At 68.6% G+C, this 24,268-nt stretch carries 21 protein-coding genes; 17 read left to right on the top strand and 4 right to left on the bottom strand.

Annotated features, from left to right (window positions below):
• The first annotated feature begins 76 nt into the window (after window positions 1-76).
• Window positions 77-979 carry a D-alanyl-D-alanine carboxypeptidase family protein gene (locus tag FHR32_RS04865; RefSeq protein WP_246465978.1) on the top strand — a complete coding sequence of 301 codons (903 nt, stop codon included), beginning with the start codon at window positions 77-79 and terminating at the stop codon, window positions 977-979.
• Here FHR32_RS04865 and FHR32_RS04870 read toward each other — a convergent pair.
• Window positions 976-1,326 (bottom strand): DNA glycosylase AlkZ-like family protein, encoded by a 351-nt coding sequence (locus FHR32_RS04870; protein WP_184753192.1) that lies wholly within the window; start codon window positions 1,324-1,326, stop codon window positions 976-978. The two genes, FHR32_RS04865 and FHR32_RS04870, sit on opposite strands and share 4 nt — an antisense overlap.
• Window positions 1,245-1,559 (bottom strand): DNA glycosylase AlkZ-like family protein, encoded by a 315-nt coding sequence (locus tag FHR32_RS04875; RefSeq protein WP_184753193.1) that lies wholly within the window; start codon window positions 1,557-1,559, stop codon window positions 1,245-1,247. Before FHR32_RS04875 ends, FHR32_RS04870 begins: the two co-directional genes overlap by 82 nt.
• Window positions 1,560-1,699: 140 nt before the next feature.
• On the opposite strand from FHR32_RS04875, the gene FHR32_RS04880 reads away from it, so the two are divergent.
• From FHR32_RS04880 to FHR32_RS04900, 5 genes are all read left to right on the top strand, one after another.
• Window positions 1,700-2,572, top strand: a complete 873-nt coding sequence (locus FHR32_RS04880; RefSeq protein WP_184753194.1) for an ABC transporter substrate-binding protein — start codon at window positions 1,700-1,702, stop codon at window positions 2,570-2,572.
• Between the two features lie 2 nt (window positions 2,573-2,574).
• Window positions 2,575-3,675: an amino acid ABC transporter permease gene (locus tag FHR32_RS04885; protein ID WP_184753195.1), complete on the top strand. Its 1,101-nt coding sequence runs from the start codon at window positions 2,575-2,577 to the stop codon at window positions 3,673-3,675.
• Window positions 3,676-3,679: 4 nt separating this feature from the next.
• A complete protein-coding gene (locus FHR32_RS04890; protein ID WP_184753196.1) occupies window positions 3,680-4,429 on the top strand; it encodes an amino acid ABC transporter ATP-binding protein in 750 nt (249 codons plus the stop codon).
• Between the two features lie 51 nt (window positions 4,430-4,480).
• Window positions 4,481-5,263 (top strand): acetoacetate decarboxylase family protein, encoded by a 783-nt coding sequence (locus FHR32_RS04895; RefSeq protein ID WP_184753197.1) that lies wholly within the window; start codon window positions 4,481-4,483, stop codon window positions 5,261-5,263.
• An 80-nt stretch (window positions 5,264-5,343) separates the two neighbouring features.
• Window positions 5,344-6,036, top strand: coding sequence for a GntR family transcriptional regulator (locus FHR32_RS04900; protein WP_312882009.1), 693 nt, complete (start codon window positions 5,344-5,346; stop codon window positions 6,034-6,036).
• Window positions 6,037-6,234: 198 nt separating this feature from the next.
• On the opposite strand, the gene FHR32_RS04905 is transcribed toward FHR32_RS04900, so the two are convergent.
• The gene (locus tag FHR32_RS04905) at window positions 6,235-7,065 is read right to left on the bottom strand and encodes a TrmH family RNA methyltransferase (protein ID WP_184753199.1); all 831 of its coding nucleotides are present in this window, start codon (window positions 7,063-7,065) and stop codon (window positions 6,235-6,237) included.
• The gene (locus FHR32_RS04910; RefSeq protein ID WP_184753200.1) at window positions 7,058-7,831 is read right to left on the bottom strand and encodes a DUF4184 family protein; all 774 of its coding nucleotides are present in this window, start codon (window positions 7,829-7,831) and stop codon (window positions 7,058-7,060) included. Before FHR32_RS04910 ends, FHR32_RS04905 begins: the two co-directional genes overlap by 8 nt.
• A gap of 309 nt (window positions 7,832-8,140) precedes the next feature.
• On the opposite strand from FHR32_RS04910, the gene FHR32_RS04915 reads away from it, so the two are divergent.
• The 11 genes from FHR32_RS04915 to FHR32_RS04965 all read left to right on the top strand — a co-directional run bounded on the left by FHR32_RS04915 (window position 8,141) and on the right by FHR32_RS04965 (window position 24,259).
• Complete coding sequence (locus tag FHR32_RS04915; protein WP_312882010.1) at window positions 8,141-9,952, top strand: substrate-binding domain-containing protein; 1,812 nt, start codon at window positions 8,141-8,143, stop codon at window positions 9,950-9,952.
• A gap of 189 nt (window positions 9,953-10,141) precedes the next feature.
• A complete protein-coding gene (locus tag FHR32_RS04920; RefSeq protein ID WP_184753201.1) occupies window positions 10,142-11,749 on the top strand; it encodes an RNA polymerase sigma factor in 1,608 nt (535 codons plus the stop codon).
• A gap of 541 nt (window positions 11,750-12,290) precedes the next feature.
• Entirely contained in the window at window positions 12,291-13,394 is a 1,104-nt protein-coding gene (locus tag FHR32_RS04925) for a GNAT family N-acetyltransferase (RefSeq protein WP_312882012.1), read from the top strand.
• Between the two features lie 169 nt (window positions 13,395-13,563).
• Complete coding sequence (locus FHR32_RS04930) at window positions 13,564-14,394, top strand: glycosyltransferase family 2 protein (RefSeq protein WP_184753203.1); 831 nt, start codon at window positions 13,564-13,566, stop codon at window positions 14,392-14,394.
• Between the two features lie 2 nt (window positions 14,395-14,396).
• A complete protein-coding gene (locus FHR32_RS04935) occupies window positions 14,397-15,338 on the top strand; it encodes a glycosyltransferase family 2 protein (RefSeq protein WP_184753204.1) in 942 nt (313 codons plus the stop codon).
• Entirely contained in the window at window positions 15,335-16,159 is an 825-nt protein-coding gene (locus FHR32_RS04940; protein WP_184753205.1) for a polysaccharide deacetylase family protein, read from the top strand. Before FHR32_RS04935 ends, FHR32_RS04940 begins: the two co-directional genes overlap by 4 nt.
• Window positions 16,152-18,266, top strand: a complete 2,115-nt coding sequence (locus FHR32_RS04945; protein WP_184753206.1) for a lipopolysaccharide biosynthesis protein — start codon at window positions 16,152-16,154, stop codon at window positions 18,264-18,266. Before FHR32_RS04940 ends, FHR32_RS04945 begins: the two co-directional genes overlap by 8 nt.
• 66 nt (window positions 18,267-18,332) lie before the next feature.
• The gene (locus FHR32_RS04950; protein WP_221465265.1) at window positions 18,333-19,244 is read left to right on the top strand and encodes a glycosyltransferase family 2 protein; all 912 of its coding nucleotides are present in this window, start codon (window positions 18,333-18,335) and stop codon (window positions 19,242-19,244) included.
• 151 nt (window positions 19,245-19,395) lie between these two features.
• Window positions 19,396-19,560 carry a hypothetical protein gene (locus tag FHR32_RS04955; protein WP_184753207.1) on the top strand — a complete coding sequence of 55 codons (165 nt, stop codon included), beginning with the start codon at window positions 19,396-19,398 and terminating at the stop codon, window positions 19,558-19,560.
• Window positions 19,561-19,727: 167 nt separating this feature from the next.
• On the top strand, window positions 19,728-20,828 hold the full coding sequence (locus tag FHR32_RS04960) for a glycoside hydrolase family 26 protein (RefSeq protein WP_184753208.1): 1,101 nt from the start codon (window positions 19,728-19,730) through the stop codon (window positions 20,826-20,828).
• 218 nt (window positions 20,829-21,046) lie between these two features.
• Entirely contained in the window at window positions 21,047-24,259 is a 3,213-nt protein-coding gene (locus tag FHR32_RS04965; RefSeq protein WP_184753209.1) for a glycosyltransferase, read from the top strand.
• The last annotated feature ends 9 nt before the right edge of the window (window positions 24,260-24,268 follow it).

A 24,268-nucleotide genomic window follows, 5' to 3' on the forward strand; every position in this document is an offset into this window, starting at 1 on the left:
GCTCGAATGTCAACGTTTTAATAGCCAAAGCGCCAAGATCTGCATATCGACGGCCGGCTCTGTCACCATGTCCCTCATGCGAAACGGGGGAATCCGCCTCATCATCTGCGCCGCCCTGGCCGCCCTGGCCACCGGGTTCGCCACGCCCGCCCATGCCCAGCAGGGCAATCAGCAGCTCTCCCGGCGGCTGGTCCAGCAGGACGCTCCGGCGGTGGCCGCGCGGGCCGCCTACCTGTTCGACGCCACGACCGGAACGGTCCGCCTCAGCAAGCAGGCGACCCGCCGACTGCCGGTGGCCAGCCTGACAAAGGTCATGACGGCGTATGTCGTCCTGCGGGAGGCGAAACCGGACGACGTCGTCACGATCAACTCCGGCGACGTGCGGCACGCGACGACGAACGGCGCGACCGCCGCGAACCTTCGCGCGGGTGAACGCCTGACCGTCAGGGATCTGCTCTACGGCGCGATGCTCCCCTCTGGGGCGGACGCCACCCACGCACTGGCCCGCGTCTACGGCCCGGGCGACAGCAGGTTCGTGGCCAAGATGAACGCCACGGCCCGCTCCCTCGGCCTGACCCGCACCCGCTACGGCAATCCCGACGGGCTGCCCAAACCGAGCCCGGGCTACTCCACCGCCCAGGACCAGGCCAAGCTGGCCGAGGTGGCGCTCCGCGATCCGGTGCTGCTGGCCATCGCCTCCACCGCGCGCCACGCCGTGGCGGCGTCGAAGGTGCACCTGGCCCACGTCTGGACCAACAGCAACAAACTGCTCGGCGCGTCGGCCGGGGCCGTGGGCCTCAAGACCGGCTACACCCAGGCCGCCGGCTACTGCCTGTCGTTCGCCGCCGACCGTGACGGCCATCGGATCGTCGGCGTCCTTCTCGGCGACTCCAGCGCGACCCGGCGCTTCCAGACCGCAGCCCGTCTCCTGAACTGGGCCGGCGAACAGACGGCCGGTGGCGGCAGCGAGGACGTCTAGCGGATCGTTGAGGACATGGGCGGCGCGGTCCGCCGGCCGCCGCCCAGGCCCGCGGCGTCCGGCTCGGCGAAGCGCAGCAGGGCGTCGGCCTCCCGGATCAGCTCGGAGAGCGCGCTCTCCGGCAGGGGCTCGAAGGGGGTCATCCGCAGGACGGCGGCCTTACGTCCGCGTTCCACCTGCCAGGTGCCGCGCACCGAGCCGTCCCAGAGGAAAGCGGCCCGCACGCGGAGGTTCTTGGTGACGACCCGTCCCCGATACTCGTCGGCTATGACACGGGTGCGGTCGGCGTGTGCGAGCCCAGCCAGCTGTCCGCCGGCGTGAAGTCCACTATCCGGGGGAACGCCCACCGGTCCTCGGTGGGCACCATGACCAGCGGTAGCTGAGTCCGTACGGCATAGCCCCGCGCCTGGTCGTTGACCTCGGGAAACTCCTTCTGGAGCAGGCCGCGCAGCGTGGTGAAGTCACGGGCCCGCTCCTGGAGGATCCGGCGGGCCACCGGGAGCAGCCTGTCGAGGTCCAGGCCGTCGAACAGGTCGGCGCGGCCGGCCACGGCGGAGGAGAGCGCGGGTCCCAGCGTCAAGCGGAACGCCGCATCTAGTCAAGACATCCGCAAATCGGTAAAGTACCGCCACATCACTGAAATATCAGTGGAATGTCAAAACCGAGGCTCAGTGCGGACCGTTCTGGCGCTGCAGCAGACCAACCAGAAGAAGGTGAAGCGTGAAGAGGTCACTCAGGATCAGCAGCGCCGCGGCACTGGCCGTGGGGCTCGTTACGCTCGCCGGCTGCGGCGGCCAGGAAACCACCGCGACCGCGCAGGGCGAGTCTTCCTTCGGAGAGTGCGAGGTCACCAAGAACCCGCCGATCCACAAGCTGAGCACGATGAAAGAGGACGTGCTCACCGTCGCGGCCTCGCTGCCGTTCCCCGCCGGATACCGGGGCAACACCCTGGAGAGCGTGGACGGCGGGTACATGTACTGCCTCGACGCCGAGATCGCCAACCGGGCGGGCCTGAAGAAGATCAATTTGGTCAACGCCCCGTTCGAAGCGCTCGTCACCGCCAAGTCCTCCAGCTTCGACTTCGCGGTGTGGGACATCTACGACACGCCGGAGCGCCGCAAGGCCGTGGACTTCTCCGTCCCGTACAACACCTACGGGACAGGTGTGCTGGTCAAGGCCGGGTCGGGCCTCACAGCCGCGTCGATCAAGGGGTCCACTGTCGGGGTGCTCACCGGTTCAGTGCAGCTGAAATACGTCCAGGACACCCTGAAGCCCAAGCAGGTCCGGGTGTTCAGCTCCAACGACGACCTCTTCAACGCCGTCCTCGCCGGCCAGATCGACGCCGCGCTGAACGACACGGCCACCGTGATGCCACGGGCCGCCAGTTCCGGGGACAAGCTCAAGGTGATAGGCGCCTACCCGGTCGGCGGCGACGTCGCCGCTCTCTTCCCCAAGGGCTCGCCGAACGTCGCGATCGTGGACCAGATCCTCGCCGACATGAAGAAGGACGGCACCCTGGACGCGATCCTGAACAAGTGGCTCAACCCGATTCTCGGCGGGGACCCCGGCAAGCTCCCCGACTGGGCGGCCTGATCATGAACATCCAGGCGTCCGGCAGGACCGCGGCCGGTCTCGCCCTCGACGGCAGGGCCCCGGAGCCCGCCCGTCCTCTGAGCACCAACGGCTATCTCAGCGGTGCCGCGGTTCTGGCCCTGCTCACCATCGTGCTCTGCTACGGGCTCGCCGGCGCGACCCTGCCAGCCGGGCAACCGCTGCGCGTCCTCCTCGGGATCGTGCTGCCGGCGGCGGTCGTGGGCGGGCCCCTGCTGGTCGCCTTCCGCCGGAGCAAGCTGTCGGACCAGGAATGGGAGACCGGCGACCACGTATCCGCGCGCGTGTCCGCCGCCCGGTCGAGGAACGCCTCCATCGCCTCGCTGGGCCTGACCGGCTTCATCGCGGTCGTCTCGCTGGCCGGCCTGCTCGTCTTCACCAACGACGGCGCCGTGCAGAAGACCTTCTTCAACGGCGGGTTCATGGCGAAGAGCGCGGTGGACATCGGCAGGGCGTTGCTGATCAACGTGGAGATCGCCGTCGGCGCGCAGTTCCTCGCGATGGTGTTCGGACTCGTCCTCGCCATCGGGCGGCTGCTCCCCGGCACGGGTTTCTGGCCCGTGCGCGCGCTCTCCATCGCCTACATCGACGTCTTCCGCGGCATCCCGTCGGTAGTGCTGATCTATCTGGTGTGCTTCGGGCTCCCGCTCACCGAGGTGCCGATCCTCAGCGAGGGAGACCCGATCGTCTATGCGATCGTGGCGCTGGCGCTGACCTACAGCGCGTACAACGCCGAGCTCTACCGCGCGGGCATCGAGTCCATCAACAAGAGCCAGACCTCCGCGGCCCTGTCCATGGGCCTGTCCCAGCCCGACGTGCTCAGGTTCGTGATCCTCCCGCAGATGTCGCGGAACATCGCGGCGCCGATGCTGAGCACGTTCATCGGACTGCAGAAGGACACCGCACTTGTGATCGTCGTCGGCATCATCGACGCGTTCAGCCAGGCGAAGATCTACTCGGCCAACGACTTCAACCTCTCAGCGGTGACGGCCGTGTGCTTCCTGTTCGTCCTCATCACGATCCCGCAGACCCGCCTGGTCGACTACCTGCTCGCACGGTCGAGCACGAGGAAGAGGGGGATCTGAACCGATGTCGACCGCATTCGTGGAACTCGACCAGGTCACCAAGGAGTACGGCGACCACAGGGTCCTCGATCAGGTGGACCTCGTCGTCGACCGGCACGAGGTCGTGACCCTCATCGGCGCGTCGGGGTCGGGCAAGTCAACGCTCCTGCGCTGCGTCAACGGGCTGGAGACGATCCAGGGCGGCCGGATATCGCTGAACGGCGACATCATCTCCGGGGAGGGGGTCGATCTCGTCAAGCTCCGCCGCAGGGTCGGGATCGTCTTCCAGAGCTTCAACCTGTTCCCCCACATGACGGTGCTGCGGAACTGCACGCTCACGCCGGTACGCGCGGGCGTGGCGACCAGGGAGCAGGCCGAGGCCGATGCCCGCGTCATGCTCGAACGGGTGGGGCTGAAGGACAAGGTCGGCGCCTACCCGGAGCAGCTGTCGGGCGGCCAGCAGCAACGGGTGGCGATCGCCCGGGCCATGTTGATGCGGCCGCAAGTGCTGCTCCTGGACGAGATCACTTCGGCTCTGGACCCCGAGCTGGTGATCGAGGTGCTCAATCTGGTCCGCGAGCTGGCGAAAGACGGCATCACGATGATGATGACGACGCATGAGATGCCCTTCGCCCGGGAGATCTCCTCCAAGATCTGTTTCTTGCACAAGGGCACGATCCTTGAGCAGGGGCGTCCGGCTGAGATCTTCGACGCACCCCGCGCGCCGGAACTGAAGACGTTTCTCAGAAAGATCCACGAAGCCGGCCGGGACTGACCGTCCCAGCAGGCCACACGACCGAATCAACGATCACGGGGAAAACCGGAAATGAAGCAGAACTACGACGTCAAGAACTTCTTCACCTACCTCGGTTATCCGAGTGGGGACCAGCCGTACTGGTGCGAGAACCTCCGGAGCCTCTCGGTGTACTGCCGGGGCGATGCGGCGAACCTCGAGGCGCTGCTGGAGCCGACCCCGTTCGAGCTGGCCGACGACCGCTTCGTCGTGCAGATCGCGGACTTCGGCAACGCCACCCCGGGTCCCTTCTACGACTCCGGCGTGGTGATCCCGGTCCGTTACAAGGATCATGTGGGGGTCAACTACTACTTCGAGTACGAGGACCAGCCGTGGAGCGTGGCGTTCGGCCGCGAGGTCTGGGGCTATCCCAAGCACTACGGGGAGATCGAGCTCACCGACGGCGAGGGCGGTGTCTCCGGAACGGTGAGGAGGGCCGGTAAACTGATCTTCGGAATCTCGATGACACCCGACGCCGGCTACTCGAACGAGTCCTGGGCGGACATGACGATGTACCCTCACCTGCAGGTCCATGCGCTCCCCAAGGCCAACGAGCCCGGCTTCACGACCTTTGAGATCGTCTCCCGCGACACCTCCAAGGACTTCGTCCTCAACCGGAAGACCTTCGGACCCGCCGAGGTCGAGTTGAGCTCGACACTCTCGGTCAACGGCGTGGAGCTCAAGCTGGTCGAGATCCTGGGCGGCGAGTACTCCGTGGGTGACTATGCCTGCACCGTCGAGAACGGCGTCTCCGTCGTGATCGACGACCTGCTGGCCGGCCCCGGCGGCGTCCATGACGAGGTCCGTCCGCTCTGATGACAGCCTGCTGAGAGTCGTGCGTGCGGTGGCGTCCGCGGGCCGGACGGGTGAAGCCACACGCGGAGAGGTCGTGCATAGTGTGTTCCGCCTACGTCGCCGACAATTCGGAGACGGGCCCTGGAGAACCATCGGTTTCCAGCCTGCTGAGCGAGTCCGCCACCGCCGCGCTACGGTCGCGTCTGGTGCGGGTCGAGATCATGCCGGGTGAACGGCTGAGCGAGCCGGAACTCCGCGCCAGCCTCGGAGTGGGGACGTCCCCGGTGCGTGAGGCGATCCGGCGGCTCGAGTTCGAGAAGCTGATCGTGATCTACCCGCGCAGCGGTACGTTCGCCACCGACATCGCCCTCAAGGACTCGCGGTCCGTCATGGAACTGAGGCTCCAACTGGAGGGGCTCGCCGCCTCTCTGGCGTGCGGCCGGGGATCGAGGGCGGAGAAGGAGCAACTGATCGCAATCGCGGAGCGGCAGTTCGAGACCGATGACCTGCAGCAGTGCATCGACCTCGATGCGGCGTTCCATCACGGTATATACCGGATGACCCGCAACGACTATCTCACCACCACGGCCGAGATCCACTTCAACCTCGCCCTGCGCCAGTGGTACTTCTGCTCGAAGGTGGTACAGACCCCCGACTGGACCGGCGTCGATCACCGGCCGCTGGCCGAGGCGATCGCCAGGGGGGACGCGGAATCAGCCGGCAGGCACATCCGCGAGCACGTGCTGCATGACTCTCAGCAGGTTGTCGACATCCTCACCAACTACGGGCTGTAGACGTTCGGTGCTCCTCCGTTGGGCACCGTGAAGGAGAATCCCGCGAGATGTCGATCGTCTTGAACGACCTCTTCTCTCTGAGCAGACGCGGTGGCGGCTGGGTGGTGGCGATGTGAGTCCGCGGGCGTCCGTCCCCCGTATGGATTCGAGACGCCAACGGCCCCGGACGGGGGCACAGGGCTTGTCCGGGCGGCGTGGTCAGTCCCGGCCGTGGGGCGGGTCCGCCGCGCCTGCGCGCATGAGGCCGTGGCAGGCGATGGCTGCGGCGGCGACCACGTTGAGGGAGTCGACGCCGAGGTCCATGGCGGCCGGGCTCATCGGGATGCAGACCGGGTGGTCGGCCTCGTGCAGCCAGCGCGAGGAGAGCCCGTCTCCCTCCGAACCGAGCAGCAGGGCGACCCGGTCGGCCATGGCGACCCCGTCCAGGGACGCGGCGGACTGGTCGGGGGTCAGCGCGAGCGTCTGGAAACCCGCCGCCCGGAGTTCCGCCAGGCCGTCGTACCAGTTGGTCATCCGTGCGTACGGGATGGCGAAGACCGCGCCCATGGACACCTTGACCGACCGCCGGTAGAGGGGGTCGGCGCAGCGGGGCGACAGGATCACGGCCTCGACGCCCAACGCGGCCGCGCACCGGAAGATCGCTCCGACGTTGCCGTGGTCGACGAGGTCTTCGAGGACGAGGACGCGCCGGGAGGCACCGCGCAGGATCTCGCCCACCTCGGGCAGTCCGCGCCGCTCCATGGCGGCCAACGCGCCCCGGTGCACCGGGAAGCCCGCGATCGCCTCCATGACGTCGTCGTCCACCACGTAGACCCGGTCGCCGAGCGTGTCCAGCAGGTCGGCGAGCGGGTCGGCCCAGCGCCGGGTCAGCAGCACCGAGCGCACCGGGTATCCGGCGGCGACGGCCCGGCGGATCACCTTCTCCCCCTCCGCGATGAAGAGGCCGTGCTCGGCCTCCAGGCTCTTGCGCAGCTCGACGTCGCGCAGGTTGGCGTAGTCGGCGAGGCGGGGATCTGAGGCGTTAAACACCTTCGAATACTGCCATGACCCGCCTGAGCTGCCACATCAGCGCATAGAGGAGCAGCAGGGCGCAGCAGCCCGCCACCACTCCGGCGCCCACCCTGGTGATCGTCTGGGCCCAGCCGGTGGCCGGGAAGGCGATCGGCCAGATCACCGCGCCCAGTGCGGTGGCGGCCAGGGTCGACAGGATCACCCCACGCCGTACCCCGGCGGGGAGCGTGAGCCGCTCCGGCGCCGCCACCGGCTCCATCCGCGACAGCCCGCGCCAGGCCCACCAGGCGACGACGGCCAGGCCGGCCACCGTGGACAGGTACTGCAGCAGGCGGAACATCGGGAGCGGGCCGACCGCCGGGGCGGCCAGCCACTCCCAGCCCCAGATGCCCTGGCTGTAGTGGTGGGTGAAGGAGTCCCACAGCTTGTGGGTGCAGGCGCCGACGATGCCGCCCGCGACCACGGCGGGCAGGTGCCGCACGCCGTACCGCCCGGGAGCCAGCGAGGCGACCCTGCCCGCCAGGCTGGGAGGGAGCAGCGTGGTCAGCGGGTCGCGGAGCAGGCCGTGGAAGGCGGTGAGCAGGATGACGACGGCGAACGGGGCGATCGTGAAGACGCCCCGGGTGGAGTGCCAGAACGTGTAGTCCGGCAGAAAGGGCAGGAAGATCGGCAGGTCGGGCACCATCGCGCCCAGAGCCAGTGCCCAGGGGTCCAGCAGCCGCCGCATCCGCGCCGAGGAGACCAGCGGTAGCACCGCGGCGACGTGGCTGGGAGTGAACGGCACCGACTTCCCCCTTGTGGATCTGCTGGCCTTTTCCTCCGGGAGACTACGCGGCTCCGGTTGCCACCGAGAGCTTTCGCCTCACCCGGGGAGCCGGACCCGTCATCGGCTATTACTGCGGGCCGTAACAGCCATACAGGACGGCCAAAAGCTGGAAGCCGGCGCTCCCCTCGCCGCCGAACCCGCCGCCCTCTCCCAGAACGCAGATGGTGGCTACCGACGCGTACGGTGATACGTGCAGCAAAAGGAGTGTTTTGCCACGGTAAGTCTTCCCAGTACAGTTCCCTGAACATTGCGGAAACCTCCTTATGGGTGACCCGCTGGCTTCAGGACATCGAGACCGAAGAGGGCATCGTGGGCGGACGTCACCGGACGGATGAACTCGACGACGGCTACACCTCCTATCAGGAGGCGCCTCGGCGACGCCGCAACGGACCGGGCAAGGTGCTCGTCCCGCTGGCCGGATCCGTCGCCCTCGCGGTGCTGCTCGGTGTCGCCGCCTTTGTGATCATCAACCGGGACCGGGGATGCGCCGGGGACGAGGTCGCCCTCCGGGTCACCGCCTCTCCCGACATCCAGCCCGCCGTGTCGCAGATCGCCGATCGCTTCAACAAGGCCCGCCACGACACCGGCGGAGGGTGTGCCACCGTCACCGTGACCAAGGGCGTGCCGGCGACCGTGGCCTCCGGGCTGGCCGGCGGCAAGGCCGCCGCGATGGACATGTGGATCCCCGACTCGACGCTGTGGGTGACCAACCTGCGGACCAAGAACCCCGAGGTGCCCGCGCCCGGCGCGTCCGTGGCCCAGTCCCCCATCGTCATGGTGGCCTCCGGCTCGGTGGTCCCGAACCTGAGGAAGAGCTTCGGCGCGGCCAGTTGGGACGGCATGATCAATGCCGCGAACGTGGCGAACGTCGAGGGGCCGGGCCGCAAGGTGCGCGTGCTCGCGCTGGACCCCTCCTTCAACGCCGCGGGGCTCGGCGCCCTCCTGGCCGCTGCCGGGGTGGCCACGTCCTCGGGCGTCGGCCAGGAGCAACTGGTCGGCGCGCTCAAGACGCTGTCCGGATCGGCGGTCCGCGACCAGGACGCGCTGCTGGCCAGCCTCGGCGTCAAGGGCAGCCGCGCCCCGCTCGGCGTCGCCTCGGAGCAGGGCGTCTGGGCGTTCAACACCGTCAAGAAGCCGGAGGTGCCGGCCGTACCGCTCTATCCGGCCGAAGGCACCCTCAACCTCGACTATCCGGTGGTGATCACCGCCAAGACCGCCGCGGCCCGCAAGGCCGCCGAGGCGTTCCAGCAGGAGTTCGCCACCGGCGCCGCGCAGAAGACACTCCACGACCAGGGCTTCCGTACTCCGGACGGCAAGGGCGGCAAGGCGGTCTCCGACGCCGGGGGCTTCCAGGCCAAGGCCCCCCGGGCGCTGAAGATGCCCGACGCCAAGACCGTCGCGGGGATGTCGCAGTCCTGGTCCCGGCTCAACCTCGGCACCCGGCTGCTGGCGCTGCTGGACGTCTCCGGCACGATGGCCCTGCCGGTCCCCGGCACCGGCTCGGACCGGATGCGGGTGATCTCCAAGATCGCCGTCGAGGGCATGCGGCTGTTCCCGGCCAAGAGCGAGATCGGCGTGTGGGAGTACTCCACGCACCTCACCGCCGACGGGCAGGATTTCCGCAAGACCGTCCCCGTCGGCCCGCTGACCGAGAACATCGGCGGCGTGCTCCGCAAGGATCTGCTGGTCCAGAAGTTCTCCGCCATCCAGGCCAAGCCCACCGGCGACACCGGCCTGAACGACACTCTCAAGGCGGCCTACGGGCAGATGACCAAGGAGTATCAGGGCGACAAGATCAACACGGTCCTGATCCTCACCGACGGGGCCGGCAACGACGACCCGGACGGCGGCGTCTCCAATGAGGAGATGCTCCGGTATCTGAAGAAGACCTACAACCCGGAGAAGCCGGTCAGCATCCTGCTCATCGCCTTCGGCCCCGAGGCCGCGAAGGGCAAGAAGCAGATGGACGCGCTGGCCAAGGCGACGGGCGGTGAGGCGTTCATCGCCACCGACATCCTTCAGGTCCGCAAATTCTTCCTGAAGGGCATGGAGCGCCGCCTCTGCGCTCCCAACTGCTGACCTCCGGCCCTCTTCCGTCCCGTACGGCCGGCGTCCCACAGGCCCCAGCCGTTTCAGTTTTACCAGTTCATGCCGGTCCGGCATGGTATCGACCGGTTAGGACAACCCGTCCCGGCCAGGTGGCGTCCTACGCGTGTGGGGTCTCGGGCATGGCCCGTGAACGAGCCCGTCCTGCGGGGAGGAATGTCCGTGCCCGGATGGCCGGCCGTCGGCCGAACCGACGACCAACAACTTGTGGAGGCGCTCCGGCGTGCCGACGCCACGGCGCCCGCGAGCCTCTACGACTCCTATGCCGAACGTCTCAGCGACTACGCCCATTCGCTGCTGGGGGACCGGGAGCGCGCGGCCGAGGCCGTGCACGCCGCCCTGGTCACCGCACACGGCTGTATCGAGCGGCTGCGCGAGCCGGGCCGGCTGCGCCCCTGGCTGTACGCGCTCACCCGGTCCCGGTGCGCGGTCAGGACACGGGGGTCGCAGGGCTCGCGGAGTACGGCGGCCGCCCCGGCGTACGACGACCACGACACCCCGGAGGAGCGTGAACTGGCCGCGCTGGTGCACGAGGCACTGGCCGAGCTGAGCGGGCAGGAGCGCGAGGCGCTGGAACTGTCACTCCGGCACGACCTCAGCACCGCTGAGGCGGGAGCGGTGCTCGGGCTGTCCTCGCGCCAGGCCACGACGCGGCTCGGCCATGCCCGTGAGCACCTGGAGAACTCGGCCGCCGCCGTGATCCTGGCCAAGGTCGGCCGGGCGCACTGCCCGGACCTGTCGGCGATGGTCGACTCGTGGGAGGGCCCGCTCACCACGATCCTGCGCAGGCGGCTCTCCAGCCACATCAGCCGCTGTGAGGTCTGCCTCGAACGGCGGGAGCGTCATGTTTCGGCCGGACGGCTGCTCGACATGGTGCCCGTGGCCTTCCCCCCGCTCTCCCTGCGCCGCCGGGTCATCGAGACCTGCGTGAACCCCGACCTCGCGGCGGCGCGCGCCTCCATCGTCGAGGCGGGTGACCGTTTCGACCGGACCGGCTTCCCCGCCCCGGCCGAACGTCGCGGGAAGGGACGGCGGTCGATCTCGCCGGCACAGCGCCGCAGGCCCTCCCGGCGGACGGCCCCCGTGGTCGCGGCCGTCGCGTGCGTGCTGGCGGCCGCCGGAGCCGTGGCCGTGATCGCCGGGCAGAACGCGAGCGACGGGCGGGTGACACGGGCCGAGGCCGCCCCGGACCGGGTGCCCGCGCTGATCACCCTGGAGCCCGAGCAGGAGTCCCCGCCACCGGATCCGGCCCCCTCTCCGACGGCCACCCCCGCCGGCGAGAGAAGCGAGGAGGACAGGAAGGCCTCCCTTCCCGTTCCAACACCCCGCCCGGCCCGGTCGGTGCCGGCCCGGCGGCCGGTTCCCGACCGGCCGCGCACCACCCGCACCCCGGCCCCTCCGCCCTCGGCCGGACGGCTGGCCGTCACATGCCCCGCCGACATCGGAGAGGGGGCGGGCACGATCCAGCTCTCCGCGCGCAACGCCGCGGTCTCCTGGTCGGCGACCACCTCGGGCGGGCTGAACGTCCACCCTCAGCGCGGGCAGCTCAAGGCCGGAGCCAAGAGCGTGATATGGGTCACCGCCGCCGACCCCGGAGAGAGCGGCAGCGGGCGGGTCGCCTTCAAGTCCGCCGGAGGCAACTCCAACTGCGCGATCTCCTGGGAGACCGCCGAGCAGGAGGTCCCGGACCCGCCGGAGGACCCGCCACCGACGCCGACGCCCACGTCTGCGCCCTCCACCGCGCCCAGCGCGGAGCCGGAGACGACATGATCCTTTGACTTGGTGTTGGGCAACACCATGACTTATCTTTGCGAACCGGTAAACCATCGGCTGATGTCAAGCGTCGGCATTGACGTGCATACGGAGCGGTTGTTCACATGAAGTGTGATCAACCACTTGATCATCAGCCAGAGACCGGGGGCCGGGAGATGCCAGCCAAGCGCGGGGTGTTGAGGGGGGCGTTCGCCCTTGTGTGCGCGGCGGGGGCCGCGCTCGCACTCGCCGACGTCGACACTCCGCTACGAATGATCTTTACCCCGCTGTTCCTTCTGGCGGTTCCCGGGATCGCCGCAATGGGACTGTTGCGTGATCGTGACCCGCTTACTGCACTATCGGTAGGGGTAGCGACAAGTCTTCTGGCAAACGTTCTCCTTGCCACCGCGATGCTCACTTTTGACGCATGGTCGCCTCGGGCGGGAGTGGTGACGATTGCGGTGCTCGGCGGCTTCATATATGTCCTGGGCCTGGTTTACCGGGGGAATGGAAGCATGCAGACCGGACAGGGGGGCGGTTGAGGGTGAAGATCAGCATTGTGCGCCCGCGAGATCTCGGCGAGTCCGAGGTGTTCCGATGGCGTGAGATCCAGAGAACATCGGCCAGCCTCGACAACCCCTTCCTCTCCGTGGACTTCACCTTGGCCATGGGGAGGCTGCGTGACTACGTCAGGGTCGCGGTGATCGAGGACGGCGGCGAGATCGTGGGGTTCTTCCCCTACGAGCGGCACGGCTTCGGCATCGGCAAGCCCCTGGGTGGCTTCCTCACCACCTGCCACGGGCTGATCTCGGTGCCCGAACTGAAGATCGACCCGCGTGACCTGCTCCGGGCCTGCAAGCTGTCGGCCATCGACTTCGACCACCTGGTCGCTGGTCAGCCCACGTTCGCACCGTATGAGACGGATGTCCGACCGGCACCCGTCATGGACCTCAGCGGCGGCTTCGACGCCTACATCGAGCAGGTGCGCGCCGCCTCGGCGAAGAACTACAAGACCGTCCGCTACAAGGAGCGCAAGCTCGGCCGGGAACAGGGCGAGATCCGCTTCGCGTGGGACTCGCCGGACGTCGGGGCGCTGCGCACGCTTCTGGGCTGGAAGTCCGACCAGTACCAGCGGACCGGGCGGGTCGACCGCTTCGCCCAGCCGTGGATCGTGCGGCTCGTCGAGGAGATGCACTCCCAGCGGTCCGACGACTTCGCCGGCGTACTCACCATGGTCTACGCCGGAGACACTCCCGTCGCCGGACACTTCGGTCTCCGTACGGCACACACCCTGGTGGGATGGTTCCCCGCCTACGACTCGGCCTTCGCGCGCTACTCCCCCGGGATCATGCACCACCTGCACATGGCCGAACACGCCGCGAACGCGGGGCTGCACCAGGTGGATATGGGCAAGGGTGGCCGGGAATACAAGGAATGGCTTAAAACCGGCGCCCTGATGGTCGCCGAGGCCCGCATCTCACGTCCGTCTCCGATGGCCGCCGCCCAATGGCTGGGCAGGGTCCCCGTCAACAGACTCCGCACCGTCGTAGTGGACAACCCCACCCTTTTCCGGGCCGCGGATCGGGTTCTCAAGGGCTACGGCAGGGCGAGATCCGCTCTCCGACCGCGTTCGGCCGCACAGCAATCGCCCAAGGCGCAGTAACCGCACCTCCCTCACCGCGGTGACCGCGCTCCCTTCGACCGCGTCTCCAACAGCTCTTTCAGTCAGCTCTCCAGTCCCCGACGCAAGGCATCCCTCGATCACTGTCGCGCCGTTCTCCCCGCACCCCCAAGAACGAGCGCACGGAAGGACAAAAGGAATATCCGCCATCATGAATCCCGAGACCGTCAGGCAGAACGGTAAGCAGCTCGGCATGTTGCGCTCCATGCCGCCAATCGAGCGATTCACACCGCTCACCCCTCACATGGCCATTTCCCCGACCGTCAGCGTCGTCGTGCCCGCGATGAACGAAGCGGAGAACCTCCCGCACGTCTTCGCCACCCTGCCGCAGTGGATCGACGAGATCGTGCTCGTCGACGGCAACTCGGTGGACGACACCGTCGCCGTGGCCAAGCGGCTGCGGCCCAACGTACGGATCGTCACCCAGCGCGGCAAGGGCAAGGGCGACGCGCTGTCCGCCGGCTTCGCCGCGTGCACCGGCGACATCATCGTGATGATCGACGCCGACGGGTCCACCGACGGCCGCGAGATCATCCAGTTCGTGGGCGCCCTGGTCACCGGGGCGGACTTCGTCAAGGGGTCCCGCTACGCCGCCGGCGGGGGCAGCGACGACCTGACCTTCAGCCGCCGGGCCGGCAACAAAGTCCTCACCACCCTGGTGAACATGATCTACGGCACCCGCTACAGCGACCTGTGCTACGGCTACAACGCCTTCTGGTCACGGCACCTGGAGGCGCTTGACCTCGACTGCGAAGGTTTCGAAGTCGAGACGCTGATGAACATCCGCGCCGCCAAGGCCGGGCTCCGCGTTCACGAGGTGCCCAGCCACGAACGGTGCCGGATTCACGGCGAGAGCAACCTGCACGTGGTCCGCGACGGCCTGCGCGTGCTGCGGACCATCATCCGCGAGTGGCACCAGCAGCCGGCCGCACCGGCACCCGAGCCCGCGGCCACTCCGGCGGCGGACCAGGGCGCGGCATAGCCATGAAGAGCAGTGTCGTCATATGCGTCTACACCGAGGAACGCTGGGAGGACATCCGGGCGGCCGTCGAATCGGTCGAGAACCAGCGGCGCAGGCCGTACGAGATCATTCTGGTCGTCGACTACAACACGGACCTGCACCTGAGGCTCAAGCAGGAGTATCCCGGCGTACTCGTGGTGGAGAACACGAACGAGAAGGGGCTGTCCGGCGGCAAGAACACCGGTGCGGCGACCGCCTCGGGCGACATCGTGGCCTACCTCGATGACGACGCGGTGGCCGAACCTGGCTGGCTGGAGGCTTTGGAGGAGGGTTTCCAGGACCCGACCATCGTGGGGGTGGGCGGGCAGACCAGGCCGCTGTGGGCCACGGGGCGCCGCCCCCGCTGGTTCCCGCACGAGTTCGACTGGACCGTGGGGTGCACCTATCGGGGCATGCCCACGGTCCGGGCTCCGATCCGCAACGTCATGGGCGGGAACGCGGCCTTCCGCAGGGAGGCCGTCGGCGCCGTCGGCGGTTTCCACACCGGGATCGGCCGCAGCGTCCAAGGACGTAAGAGCCGCCCGCTCGGCTGCGAGGAGACGGAGTTCTGTATCCGGCTCTCCCAGAGCCGGCCCGGCGCGGTGATGCTGTTCGAACCGGACGCGGTGATCGGGCACAAGGTCTCCGTGCAACGGGCGGGATTCGCCTACTTCAGGTCGCGGTGCTACGCCGAGGGCCTGTCCAAGGCCCTGGTCGCGTCGAGCGTCGGCACCGATGACGGGCTGTCGAGCGAGCGGGCCTACGCGATGAAGGCCCTGCCCCTGGGGGTGCTGCGCGGTGTCGGTGAGGCACTGCGCGGCGACCTCCCGGGGCTCGGCCGCGCCGCGGCCATCGTGGTCGGCCTGGCCTGGACCACCTGGGGTTACGCGGTCGGTACGGCGCGTCTGAAGTTGGGGCGATCATGATTCGTGTTCCGATCCTGATGTACCACTCGGTGAGCGACCACCCGAACGACGAGACGCGCCCGCTCGCGGTCTCGCCGGGACGGTTCGCCGACCAGCTGGGCGTGCTCCGCGATCGGGGCTTCACTCCGATGACGCTGTCCGACCTGATCGCGGGGATGCACAGGACCGCGGCGATGCCCGACCGGCCCGTGGCCATCACCTTCGACGACGGATACGCCGACTTCCACAGCGAGGCGCTGCCCGTCCTTGAGCGGTTCGGCTATCCGGCGACGGTCTTCGTGACCAGTGGCTGGGTCCAGGACTCCGGCCCGGCGGAGGCCGGACGGCGGCTGGCGCCCATGCTGACCTGGAGCCAGGTGCGCGAGGCGGTCTCCTGCGGTGTGGAGATCGGCGGTCACAGCCACAGCCATCCGCAGCTCGACCAGCTGCCGGGCAGGGAGCTCCGTAACGAGCTGCGCACGAACAAGGCCATGCTCGAAGATCAGATCGACCGTCCGGTGGCCACCATGGCCTACCCCTACGGCTACTCCAGCGCGCGGGTCCGCCGGGAGGTGCGCAAGGCGGGCTACTGGACCGCGTGCGCGGTGGCCAACGACACCGTGCGCGAGGGCGACGAGCTGCTCGCCCTGCCTCGCCTGACGGTCACCGAGCAGACCTCGATGGTCAAGTTCGGCAAGGCCATCGACGGGCAAAGTCTCTCTATGCTCTACATGAAGGAACGTGCCCTCACCAAGGGATACGCGCTGGTGCGGCGGACCCGTTACGGGCTGCGGCAGATCTCTTCGAAGTATGCGCCGGGGCAGGTATTGGGCGGTGACTGACACGGACCTCCACGGGGGGAGGGCGGGCCGGCGACGGGGGACGCTGCACACCCTGTGGGGTCGTCTCCCCAGGGATCTGAACGACCCCCTGTTGCGCAACGCCTACTCGCTGATCGTCAACGCGGGGGCCGCCGGGGCACTAGGCCTGGCCTACTGGACGATCGCGGTGCGGACCTACAGCGAGAGCGACTACGGCCGCGCCTCCGCGTTGATCGCCGCGATGCGCCTGCTCGCGGGGATGACCGCGTTCGGGTTCGTCGGCGCGCTGACCCGTTTCCTCCCCGAGGGAGGCAGGGCGACGGGACGCCTGGTCGGCTACACCTATCTGGTGGGCGGTGGCGCGGCGTCCGTCGCCACCGTGATCTTCCTGTTCACGCTGGACATGTGGGGCCCCAACTACAGCGGGCTGAACGGGCTCGGCATGGCCGGCTGGTTCCTGCTGTCGGTCTTCCTGTGGTGCGTGTTCACGGTCCAGGACGTGGTGCTGACCGCACTGGGCAAGGCCACCTGGGTGCCTCTCATCGGGATAGCCGTCGGCCTGTCGAAGATCGTGCTGCTGGTCGTGCTGGCCCCGGCCTTCCCCGGCGCGGGGATCTTCCTGGCCTGGACGATCCCGGTGGCCGTCACGGTCATCCCGATCAGCATTGCGATCTTCGGCAGGCTGGCCCCCCTGGCCGCCATGCGCAACGCCCACCAAGCCCCGCCCCGGTTCCGCCGGATAGGCCGTTTCCTCGCCGGGGACTTCCCCGGCACGCTGTTCATCCTGGCCAGTGTCTATCTCATGCCGGTGCTGGTGTTCGCGGGTGTGGACGCGCGGACGGCGGGATATTACGCCGCGGCGGTCACCCTGGTCGGTGTCTTCGACATGCTCGCGCTCAACATGGCCATCTCGCTGACCATCGAGGGGTCGGGAGATCCGTCGCTGCTCGCGGGTAAGTGCATGCTGGCGCTCCGGCGGACCATGATGCTCCTGGTCCCGGTGGTGCTGGTGACCGCGCTGGCCGCGCCGCTCATCCTGCGGCTCGGCTGGGGTGCGTCGTTCTCCGAGCACGGTGCGAGCGTGCTGCGGCTGCTCGCCCTGGCCTCCATCCCCCACGCGGTCATCGAGATCTACCTGGGGGTGCTCCGCGCCCGCAGCCGGGTGCGGACGCTGCTCGCGCTCCAGGCGCTGCTGTGCGTTCTGGTCGTGGGCCTGTCGTTCACCCTCTTCCAGTTCTACGGCATCACCGGCGTGGGCATGGGGACGTTCACGGCCCAGGTGATCGTGGCGGCCGTCGTCGCGCCGGGCCTGGTGAAGGTGCTGCGAGGCGCACGGGCGACAAGCGCCGACCTCTCCCCGGACGAGACCCCGACGCTGGTAATGATGATCGTCGACGCGCAGCCCACCCTGGCCTCCGCCCCCGTCAGGAAGCCTCCGGCCGAGGCCGCGGCACCCGCGCGACCGCGCGCACCGTGGCTGGCACAGGCGAGGCGGTGGCTGCCCCCGCTGATCACCGCTGAGGGTCTGCTCGTCGTCGCGCTCGGCTCCGCGGCCTCGGGACCGTCCGCCTTCCTGTCGGCCACCGTGCCGGCCCTCGGCGGTGTCGGACTGGTGGTCGTGGCCTTCGCCGCGGAACTGGCCATGGCACGCAGGAAGGTGGTGCTGTGGGCGCAGCTCGTCACCGTGACCCTCTGCCTGCACGGCCTGGAGGCCCTGAGCGGCTCGGCCGGGAGCCTCGCCGGGAAGGTGGCGCAGATCATGGCCACCGGAAAGGCCCCCGGCGGTGAGTGGCTCCTCGCCCTGCCCGCCTTCTTCGCCCGTGTCATGGGGATCGCCGATCCCACCCCGGTGCTGGTGTGGGCTCCGGTCCTCTTCGCCGTGGCGGCGCTCGCCCCCGCGCTGCTGGCCGCCAGAGCCGTCCACCGCGACGAGCGGTTCCACTGGCCGTCGGCCATGCTGGTGACGGTCGGCCTCTGGATCGCACCCGCTGAGCGCATCCAGACGTCTCTGCTCTGCCTGCTCGGCCTCTGCGCTCTCGCCCTCACACTGGTACTGGCGCGCAAAGGGCGACGGCGCTCCGAGACGACGGTGGCGGCCGACGACCGGACGCTGAGAACCGCGGCCTAGGCGGACGTGATCGCGGCGTCCGCCACCTGATCTTCAATTTTTGACGTCCTAACGAAAGGACCCCCTGTGGACCACTGGCCGACGGTTACCGCCGTGATCCCGACCCGCAATCGCACCGGTCTGCTCAAGGAGACCATCGACTCGATCCTCGGCCAGGATTATCCGGGCGAGGTGACCTGTGTCGCTGTCTTCGACCAGAGCCCGGTGGAGGAGTCGGTCGCCCGTGACACCCCGGGCCGCCGGGTTCTGGTGACCGAGAACACGCGGAACCCCGGGATCGCCGGAGCACGTAACACGGGCGTGCTTCTGGACGACGGCGAGCTGGTCGCCTTCTGCGATGACACCGATCTGTGGCTGCCGCACAAGCTCCGGTCGCAGGTGACCGCCCTCGGCTCGGGTCATTTCGTGACGTGCGGGGTGGAGCTGTTCAACGACAAGGTCACCTATGCCAGATCCGTGGCCGCCCCGTCGGTGACCATGAAGGACCTGCTGCACAAGCAGCTTCCCTCGATGCATCCCTCCACCTACCTGATGCGCCGTGAGGCGCTGGTCAACGGTTTCGGGCTGGTCAGCGAGGAGCTTCCCGGCGGGTACTGCGAGGACTACGAGCTGCTGCTGCGGGGTGCCCGGTTCGGGCCGATCACCAACCTGCCCGAGACCGGGGTGCGGCTCAGAATGCACAACGGCTCCTACTTCTCCATCGTCGAATCCTGTGGAACGATCTCCTCCGCACTCCGCTGGATGCTGGAGCACTACCCGGAGTTCGAGAAGGCGCCGAGCGGTTACGCCCAGGTCGCCGGGAAGATCGCCTTCGCCGAGGCCACCCTGGGACACACCTCGCAGGCACTTCACTGGGTCGGCCAGATCATGCGGCGCCGCCCCTGGGAGCCCCGCGCCTACCTGGCGCTGGCCGTCGCCGCCGGGGTGCCGGCCGACGCGATCGTCAGCCGGCTGCAACGGATAGGCCGCGGCATATGAGAAGCGACGTCATCCGGCCGTAAGCGCTCGGCTCGGCCGGATGACGTGGCCGGGGGTGAGAGGCGTGTGCCGCCTCACATCCGGCCGCCTCCTTTCCCCGCCCGGACCCTGCGTCCATGCGCTCGGCGCGCGGTCCGTCACGGGCGGCCAGGTGCTGATCACCCCGGCCATCGGCGAGACCGTGGTGTTCGTCGTGCCCCCGTTTGCTGGAGTGAGCCGCGTTTACCTGGCCGATCCGCTCCACGCCCACCAGATCACCGCATTTTTGACCGAACTAGATGTTCGCACGACAGCTGAAGCGGGATGGAAAGCGTAAGGTCACAGCAAGCTGTCAGTCCGTGACGCAAACGCCTCTTTTTATGCTGGCCATAGATTTTCTCGGCCATAATTTGGTACAAAAATTAATTAAATTTCAAACAAACGGGAAGTCGCGCCCATGTTGGCCTTAACTGCTCCGCCAGCACCAGACGCCTGGACAATCACATGAGTCTGCCCGCGAAGAGTCGGCACGGCCGGCCGGCGGGAAGGCTCTCGGCATCGCGATGGGTCCTCATCGGCCTGGCCCTCGCCCTCGTCGTCACAGTCGGCGTCTACACGTACAACTCCTCGGAACAGCAGGGCCCCAGCGCCCAGGCGCCGGTGGTGCCGGGAGGCAAGGCTCCGGACAAGTCGTGCACCCCCACGGCACAGCTCGTGCCGCCCTGCGGAGCCTGGTGGGGCATGCACGTGCCGCCCGGCGACAACCCCAACATGCGCCCCAGCCTGACCGCGATGGAACAGAAGCTCGGACGTAAGCTCGATATCACCATCAGCTATCACGATATGTCCGACAGTGACTCCGGGCGATTCTTCCGGAACGACGAGAGCCAGGTCGTCAACGACCACATCCTGCTCCTCGCCTGGGAGTCGTCGATCTGGCAGGACAACCTCGACATCGCCTGGCGCGACATCGCGGCCGGACACTACGACCAGGCGATCACCGACCAGGCCGCACGGGTGAAGAAGTACGGTAAGCCCATCCTGGTCGGCTTCGACGGGGAGAAGGACCGTGACGAGAGCGGCCAGACCCCGGCGGAGTACGTCGCCGCCTACAAGCGCATCGTCGACGGCTTCCGGAAGGCGGGCGCGACCAACGCGCTCTGGGTCTGGGGCGTCACCGGCTACTACCCGTTCCGGGACAGGTGGAAGGCCTACTACCCGGGCCACTCCTACGTCGACTGGATCAGCTACGACCCCTACAACTTCGCGACCTGCCGCGGCGCCACGTGGCAGGACTTCAAGCAGACCGTGCAGCCCACCTACAATTGGTTCCAGCAGAACGGCTTCGCCAACAAGCCGTTGATGCTCGCCGAGTACGGCACGGAGAGCCACAAGAGCGACGCCTCCGCACGCGCCGACTGGTACCTCGACATCCCCGAGGCGATGAAGACCATGCCCAACCTCAAGGCGATCATCCAGTGGAACAACGTCGACGCTGACCGGTGCGACTTCTCGCTGACCGGCCCCGGTGTCGTCCAGGCGTTCGCCGAGGCCGGTAAGGATCCCTACTTCCGGCAGCCCATGGTCCGGCAGCCGACCGGCTGAGATCCGGGCCGGATATCCACCCGTCCGCTCTCCCTCCGGATCGGCGGAGGAGGAACACCCGGTCGACCGGCGGCGATCACAACGGACCCGGTCCGTTCTCAGGCGTCCGCGCCTGAGAACGGACCGGCCGACATGCCTTTCTTGGAGCGCTCCCTGCCCGCGTGCGGAGTAAAGTCTGGGCCAGACATTCGCATCGACCCAACCAGGAAAGGGTGCGCGTGGAGGGCAGGAAGGCCGAAGAGGTAATCGATGAATCGATCACCCGCCCCATAGGTCGATCGGCCACCGGCCCGGCCCAGCAGTCCGAAGACGCCCGGCCTGCGGTGAACGGGGCACCCGAGGCCCTCGAAAGCCCGGAAGAGCCCGAAGATCCGTCCGGCGTAGAGGAGGTCAGCGGGACCGCGGACCTTGACGGCCCCCGGGACCTCACCGATGCCGAGGACTCCGAGCAGACCAGAGTCTTCCGGAGGCCCGAGGCGACAGGAGCTCCGGCGAAGACCGCACGGGAGGACGGAACCACCCCGGACGAGCCGGACGAGCCCGCACAGGAAACCGGAACCACCCCGGACGGACCCGACGAGGACGCCGAGGAGGTGGTGGTGGTGGTCCTCCTGCCGCTCGCCGAGGACGTCTCCTCCGTCACCACCTGGCACATCCCGGCCCGTGACGAGGAGGCTCCCGCGCAGGAGACCGTCCTCCCGTCCCTGGCGGTCGTCATCGTCAGCGGCTCCCCCGAGTCACGCCCCCGACTGTCCTCCATGGTCGAGGCGCTACGTGCCCAGCAGCCGGCTCCGGAGGAGATCGCGCTGGTCGTCGTCGACTGTCCCGAGCTGGCCACCTGGGCCGAGGCCACCCTCGACGACGTCGTGGTCGTACACGGCCAGGAGGTCACCGGCGCCGCCTCGGCGCGGAACCTGGGTCTGGCGAGCGTGCATGCTGACGTGGTCGCGTTCCTCGACGAGGGCTCCGCCCCCGAGCCCGGCTGGACTGCATCCCTGCTGGACGCCTACGCCGACGACGACGTGATCGGAGTGCGCAGCCGGCTCGCGGTGCGCTGGGACACGGGCAAGCCCGACTGGTTCCCCGTCGAGCTGGTGTGGGTGCTGGGGGTGCCGCGCACCGGCTCACCGCTCGAGACGGGCCCGATCGACGACCTGTACGGCGGAGCCATGTCGTTCCGCCGCGAGGCGCTGGCCGAGGCGGGGGGCTTCCCCGAAGAGCCGGACCGCGTGCCCGGCGACGCCGTGGCCGAGCCCGCCGGCGGGGTGACGAGCGAACTCGGCTCCCGGCTGCGGGATCTGAGACCTGACGCGAAACTTCTCCGGCAGCCCTCGGCGGTCGTGCGACTGAACGTGCCGGCGCAACGCTCCCGGCTCTCCTACTTCCTGGCCCGGTGCGTGGCCGAGGGCCGGTCACAGGCCGGCGTGCCGTGGCGGACCAGCGGGCGGGAGGGGCTGTCGGCCCGTCTCGCCCCGATCAGGAGGGGGCTGCCCAAGGCTGCATTCCGGGCCGTGACCTTCACCGGGCCCGCCGACGTGAAGGGCTGGAAGGCCCTGCTGGTCATGCTCGCCGGTCTGGTGGCGCTCAGTCTCGGCTACGCGACCGGACGGCTGCGCACGACACGGCCCGACGGGACGGCCCGGCAGGCGTCCGTCGTGACGTGGTTCCTCGCCCGTACGGCGCTGCCGGCGGCCGCCGTACTCTGGGGGCTCTCGCTACGCGAGGTCAACCTCGACCGGATGACCGACCTGGGACTGCTCACCGTCCTGCCCATCACGTTCTGGGCCGCGATCGTCGTCATGGTGGTCGGGTTCGTCGCCCTGCTCGGCGACCGGCGGGCCCTCGAACTCTGGCACGCGGGTTACACCCTCGTGCTGATCGCAGTGCTGCACGCGACCCCCGCTCTGCTCTATCCGTCCCTCCGTTACTCATGGGCCTGGAAACACGTCTCGGTCATCGACTACCTGATCCGGCACGGTGCGACCGACCCCGAGATCAGCCCGCTGTCGGCCTATCACCAGTGGCCGGGGTTCTTCTCCTTCTTCTCCCTGATGACCGAGATGGCCGGCCTGGACAACTCGCTGAGCATCGCCGTCTGGGGACCCGCCGCCTTCAACGCCGCGATGCTCCTGCCGCTGCTGCTCCTGTTGCGGACGGTGACGCGCAACCGCCAGCTGGTCTGGGGCGCCGTGTGGGTCTACTTCTCCTGTTCCTGGGTCGGGCAGGACTACTTCTCACCGCAGGCCACCACGCTGGTGCTCTACCTGACCGTGCTCGTGGTCGTGGTGCGGCGCTTCCGGCGGGGACCGATCAGGGCGGGTGACGACCCTCAGGGGCTGGCGGCCGAGCCGCCGCCCGTCTCCGACACGTTCACCCGCCTGGTCTGGACGTGCCTGCTGATCCTCCCGATCGTCGCCATCGCCTCGTCCCACCAGCTCACGCCGCTGGTGCTGACGGCCGGCCTCTTCGCCCTGTTCCTGTTGCGCCGCCATCGCAACCTGGGCATCCTGCTCATCACCGGCCTCGCCGTGGCGGCGTGGGATCTCGGTGCCGCCCGCCAGCTGCTGGCGAGCAGGTTCAACGACATCGTCGAATCACTCGGCGACGCCGGCGGCAACCTCAACGCCGGCTTCATCGCGCTCGGTACGGCCTCCCCGGGACAGGTGATCGTCGCCTACGCCGACCGTGCCCTCTCCGGCGGGCTGTGGGTGCTGGCCTTCGCCGGTGCCTTCGTACGCCGCGGCTGGCTCAGGCGTCCGGGCCTGCCGCTGCTCATGATCGGGCTGAGCCCCCTGCTTTTCCTCGCCGGGGGGAGCTACGGCGGTGAGATCATCTTCCGCGTCTACCTGTTCACCCTGCCGCTCACGGCGTTCCTGGCCGCGGCCTTGTTCCTGCCCGCCCGCCGGACCTGGATCCGCGCCCTGGTCCTGCCCCTGGTCTTCCTGCTCATGATCACGGGCTTCTTCTTCGGCAACTACGGCAAGGAGCAGACCAACTACTTCACGGCGGACGAGGCCCGGCTCGTCCAGCAGCTCTACCGGGTGGCCCCGACCGGCTCGGAGATCGTGGCGCCGACGTTCTACGTCCCCGGGGCGTATGACTACTACGAGCGCTACGACCACACCTGGCTGGACGAGCTGCCCCCGTCGCGCACCGCCGTGAAGAACCTGCCGGCGTACGTCCCCACCCTGCCGGAAATGGTGAAGAACCCGCTGCCGTCGGTGATCAGCCTGATGTCGAAGCTCCCGCCGGGAGCGAAGGCGTATCTGGTGCTCAACCGCGTGCAGAAGGTCGCCACCGAGACCATGGGCATCTTCCCCAAGGGGACGGTCGACCGGCTGAGCCGCGAGGTGGCCGCGTCGGACCGTTTCAAGGTGCTGACCCGCAACTCGGGCGGCGTCATCTACGAACTCGTCCCGAAGACACCGTGAGCCTGAGGA

It is taken from the genome of Streptosporangium album (genome assembly GCF_014203795.1).
GTDB classification, from domain to species: domain Bacteria; phylum Actinomycetota; class Actinomycetes; order Streptosporangiales; family Streptosporangiaceae; genus Streptosporangium; species Streptosporangium album.

Coding starts and splice junctions, on each gene's coding strand:
- FHR32_RS04865 (WP_246465978.1), top strand. CDS start 77: ATGCGAAACGGGGGAATCCGCCTCATCATCTGCGCCGCCCTGGCCGCC.
- FHR32_RS04885 (WP_184753195.1), top strand. CDS start 2,575: ATGAACATCCAGGCGTCCGGCAGGACCGCGGCCGGTCTCGCCCTCGAC.
- FHR32_RS04890 (WP_184753196.1), top strand. CDS start 3,680: ATGTCGACCGCATTCGTGGAACTCGACCAGGTCACCAAGGAGTACGGC.
- FHR32_RS04895 (WP_184753197.1), top strand. CDS start 4,481: ATGAAGCAGAACTACGACGTCAAGAACTTCTTCACCTACCTCGGTTAT.
- FHR32_RS04930 (WP_184753203.1), top strand. CDS start 13,564: ATGAATCCCGAGACCGTCAGGCAGAACGGTAAGCAGCTCGGCATGTTG.
- FHR32_RS04935 (WP_184753204.1), top strand. CDS start 14,397: ATGAAGAGCAGTGTCGTCATATGCGTCTACACCGAGGAACGCTGGGAG.
- FHR32_RS04940 (WP_184753205.1), top strand. CDS start 15,335: ATGATTCGTGTTCCGATCCTGATGTACCACTCGGTGAGCGACCACCCG.
- FHR32_RS04960 (WP_184753208.1), top strand. CDS start 19,728: ATGAGTCTGCCCGCGAAGAGTCGGCACGGCCGGCCGGCGGGAAGGCTC.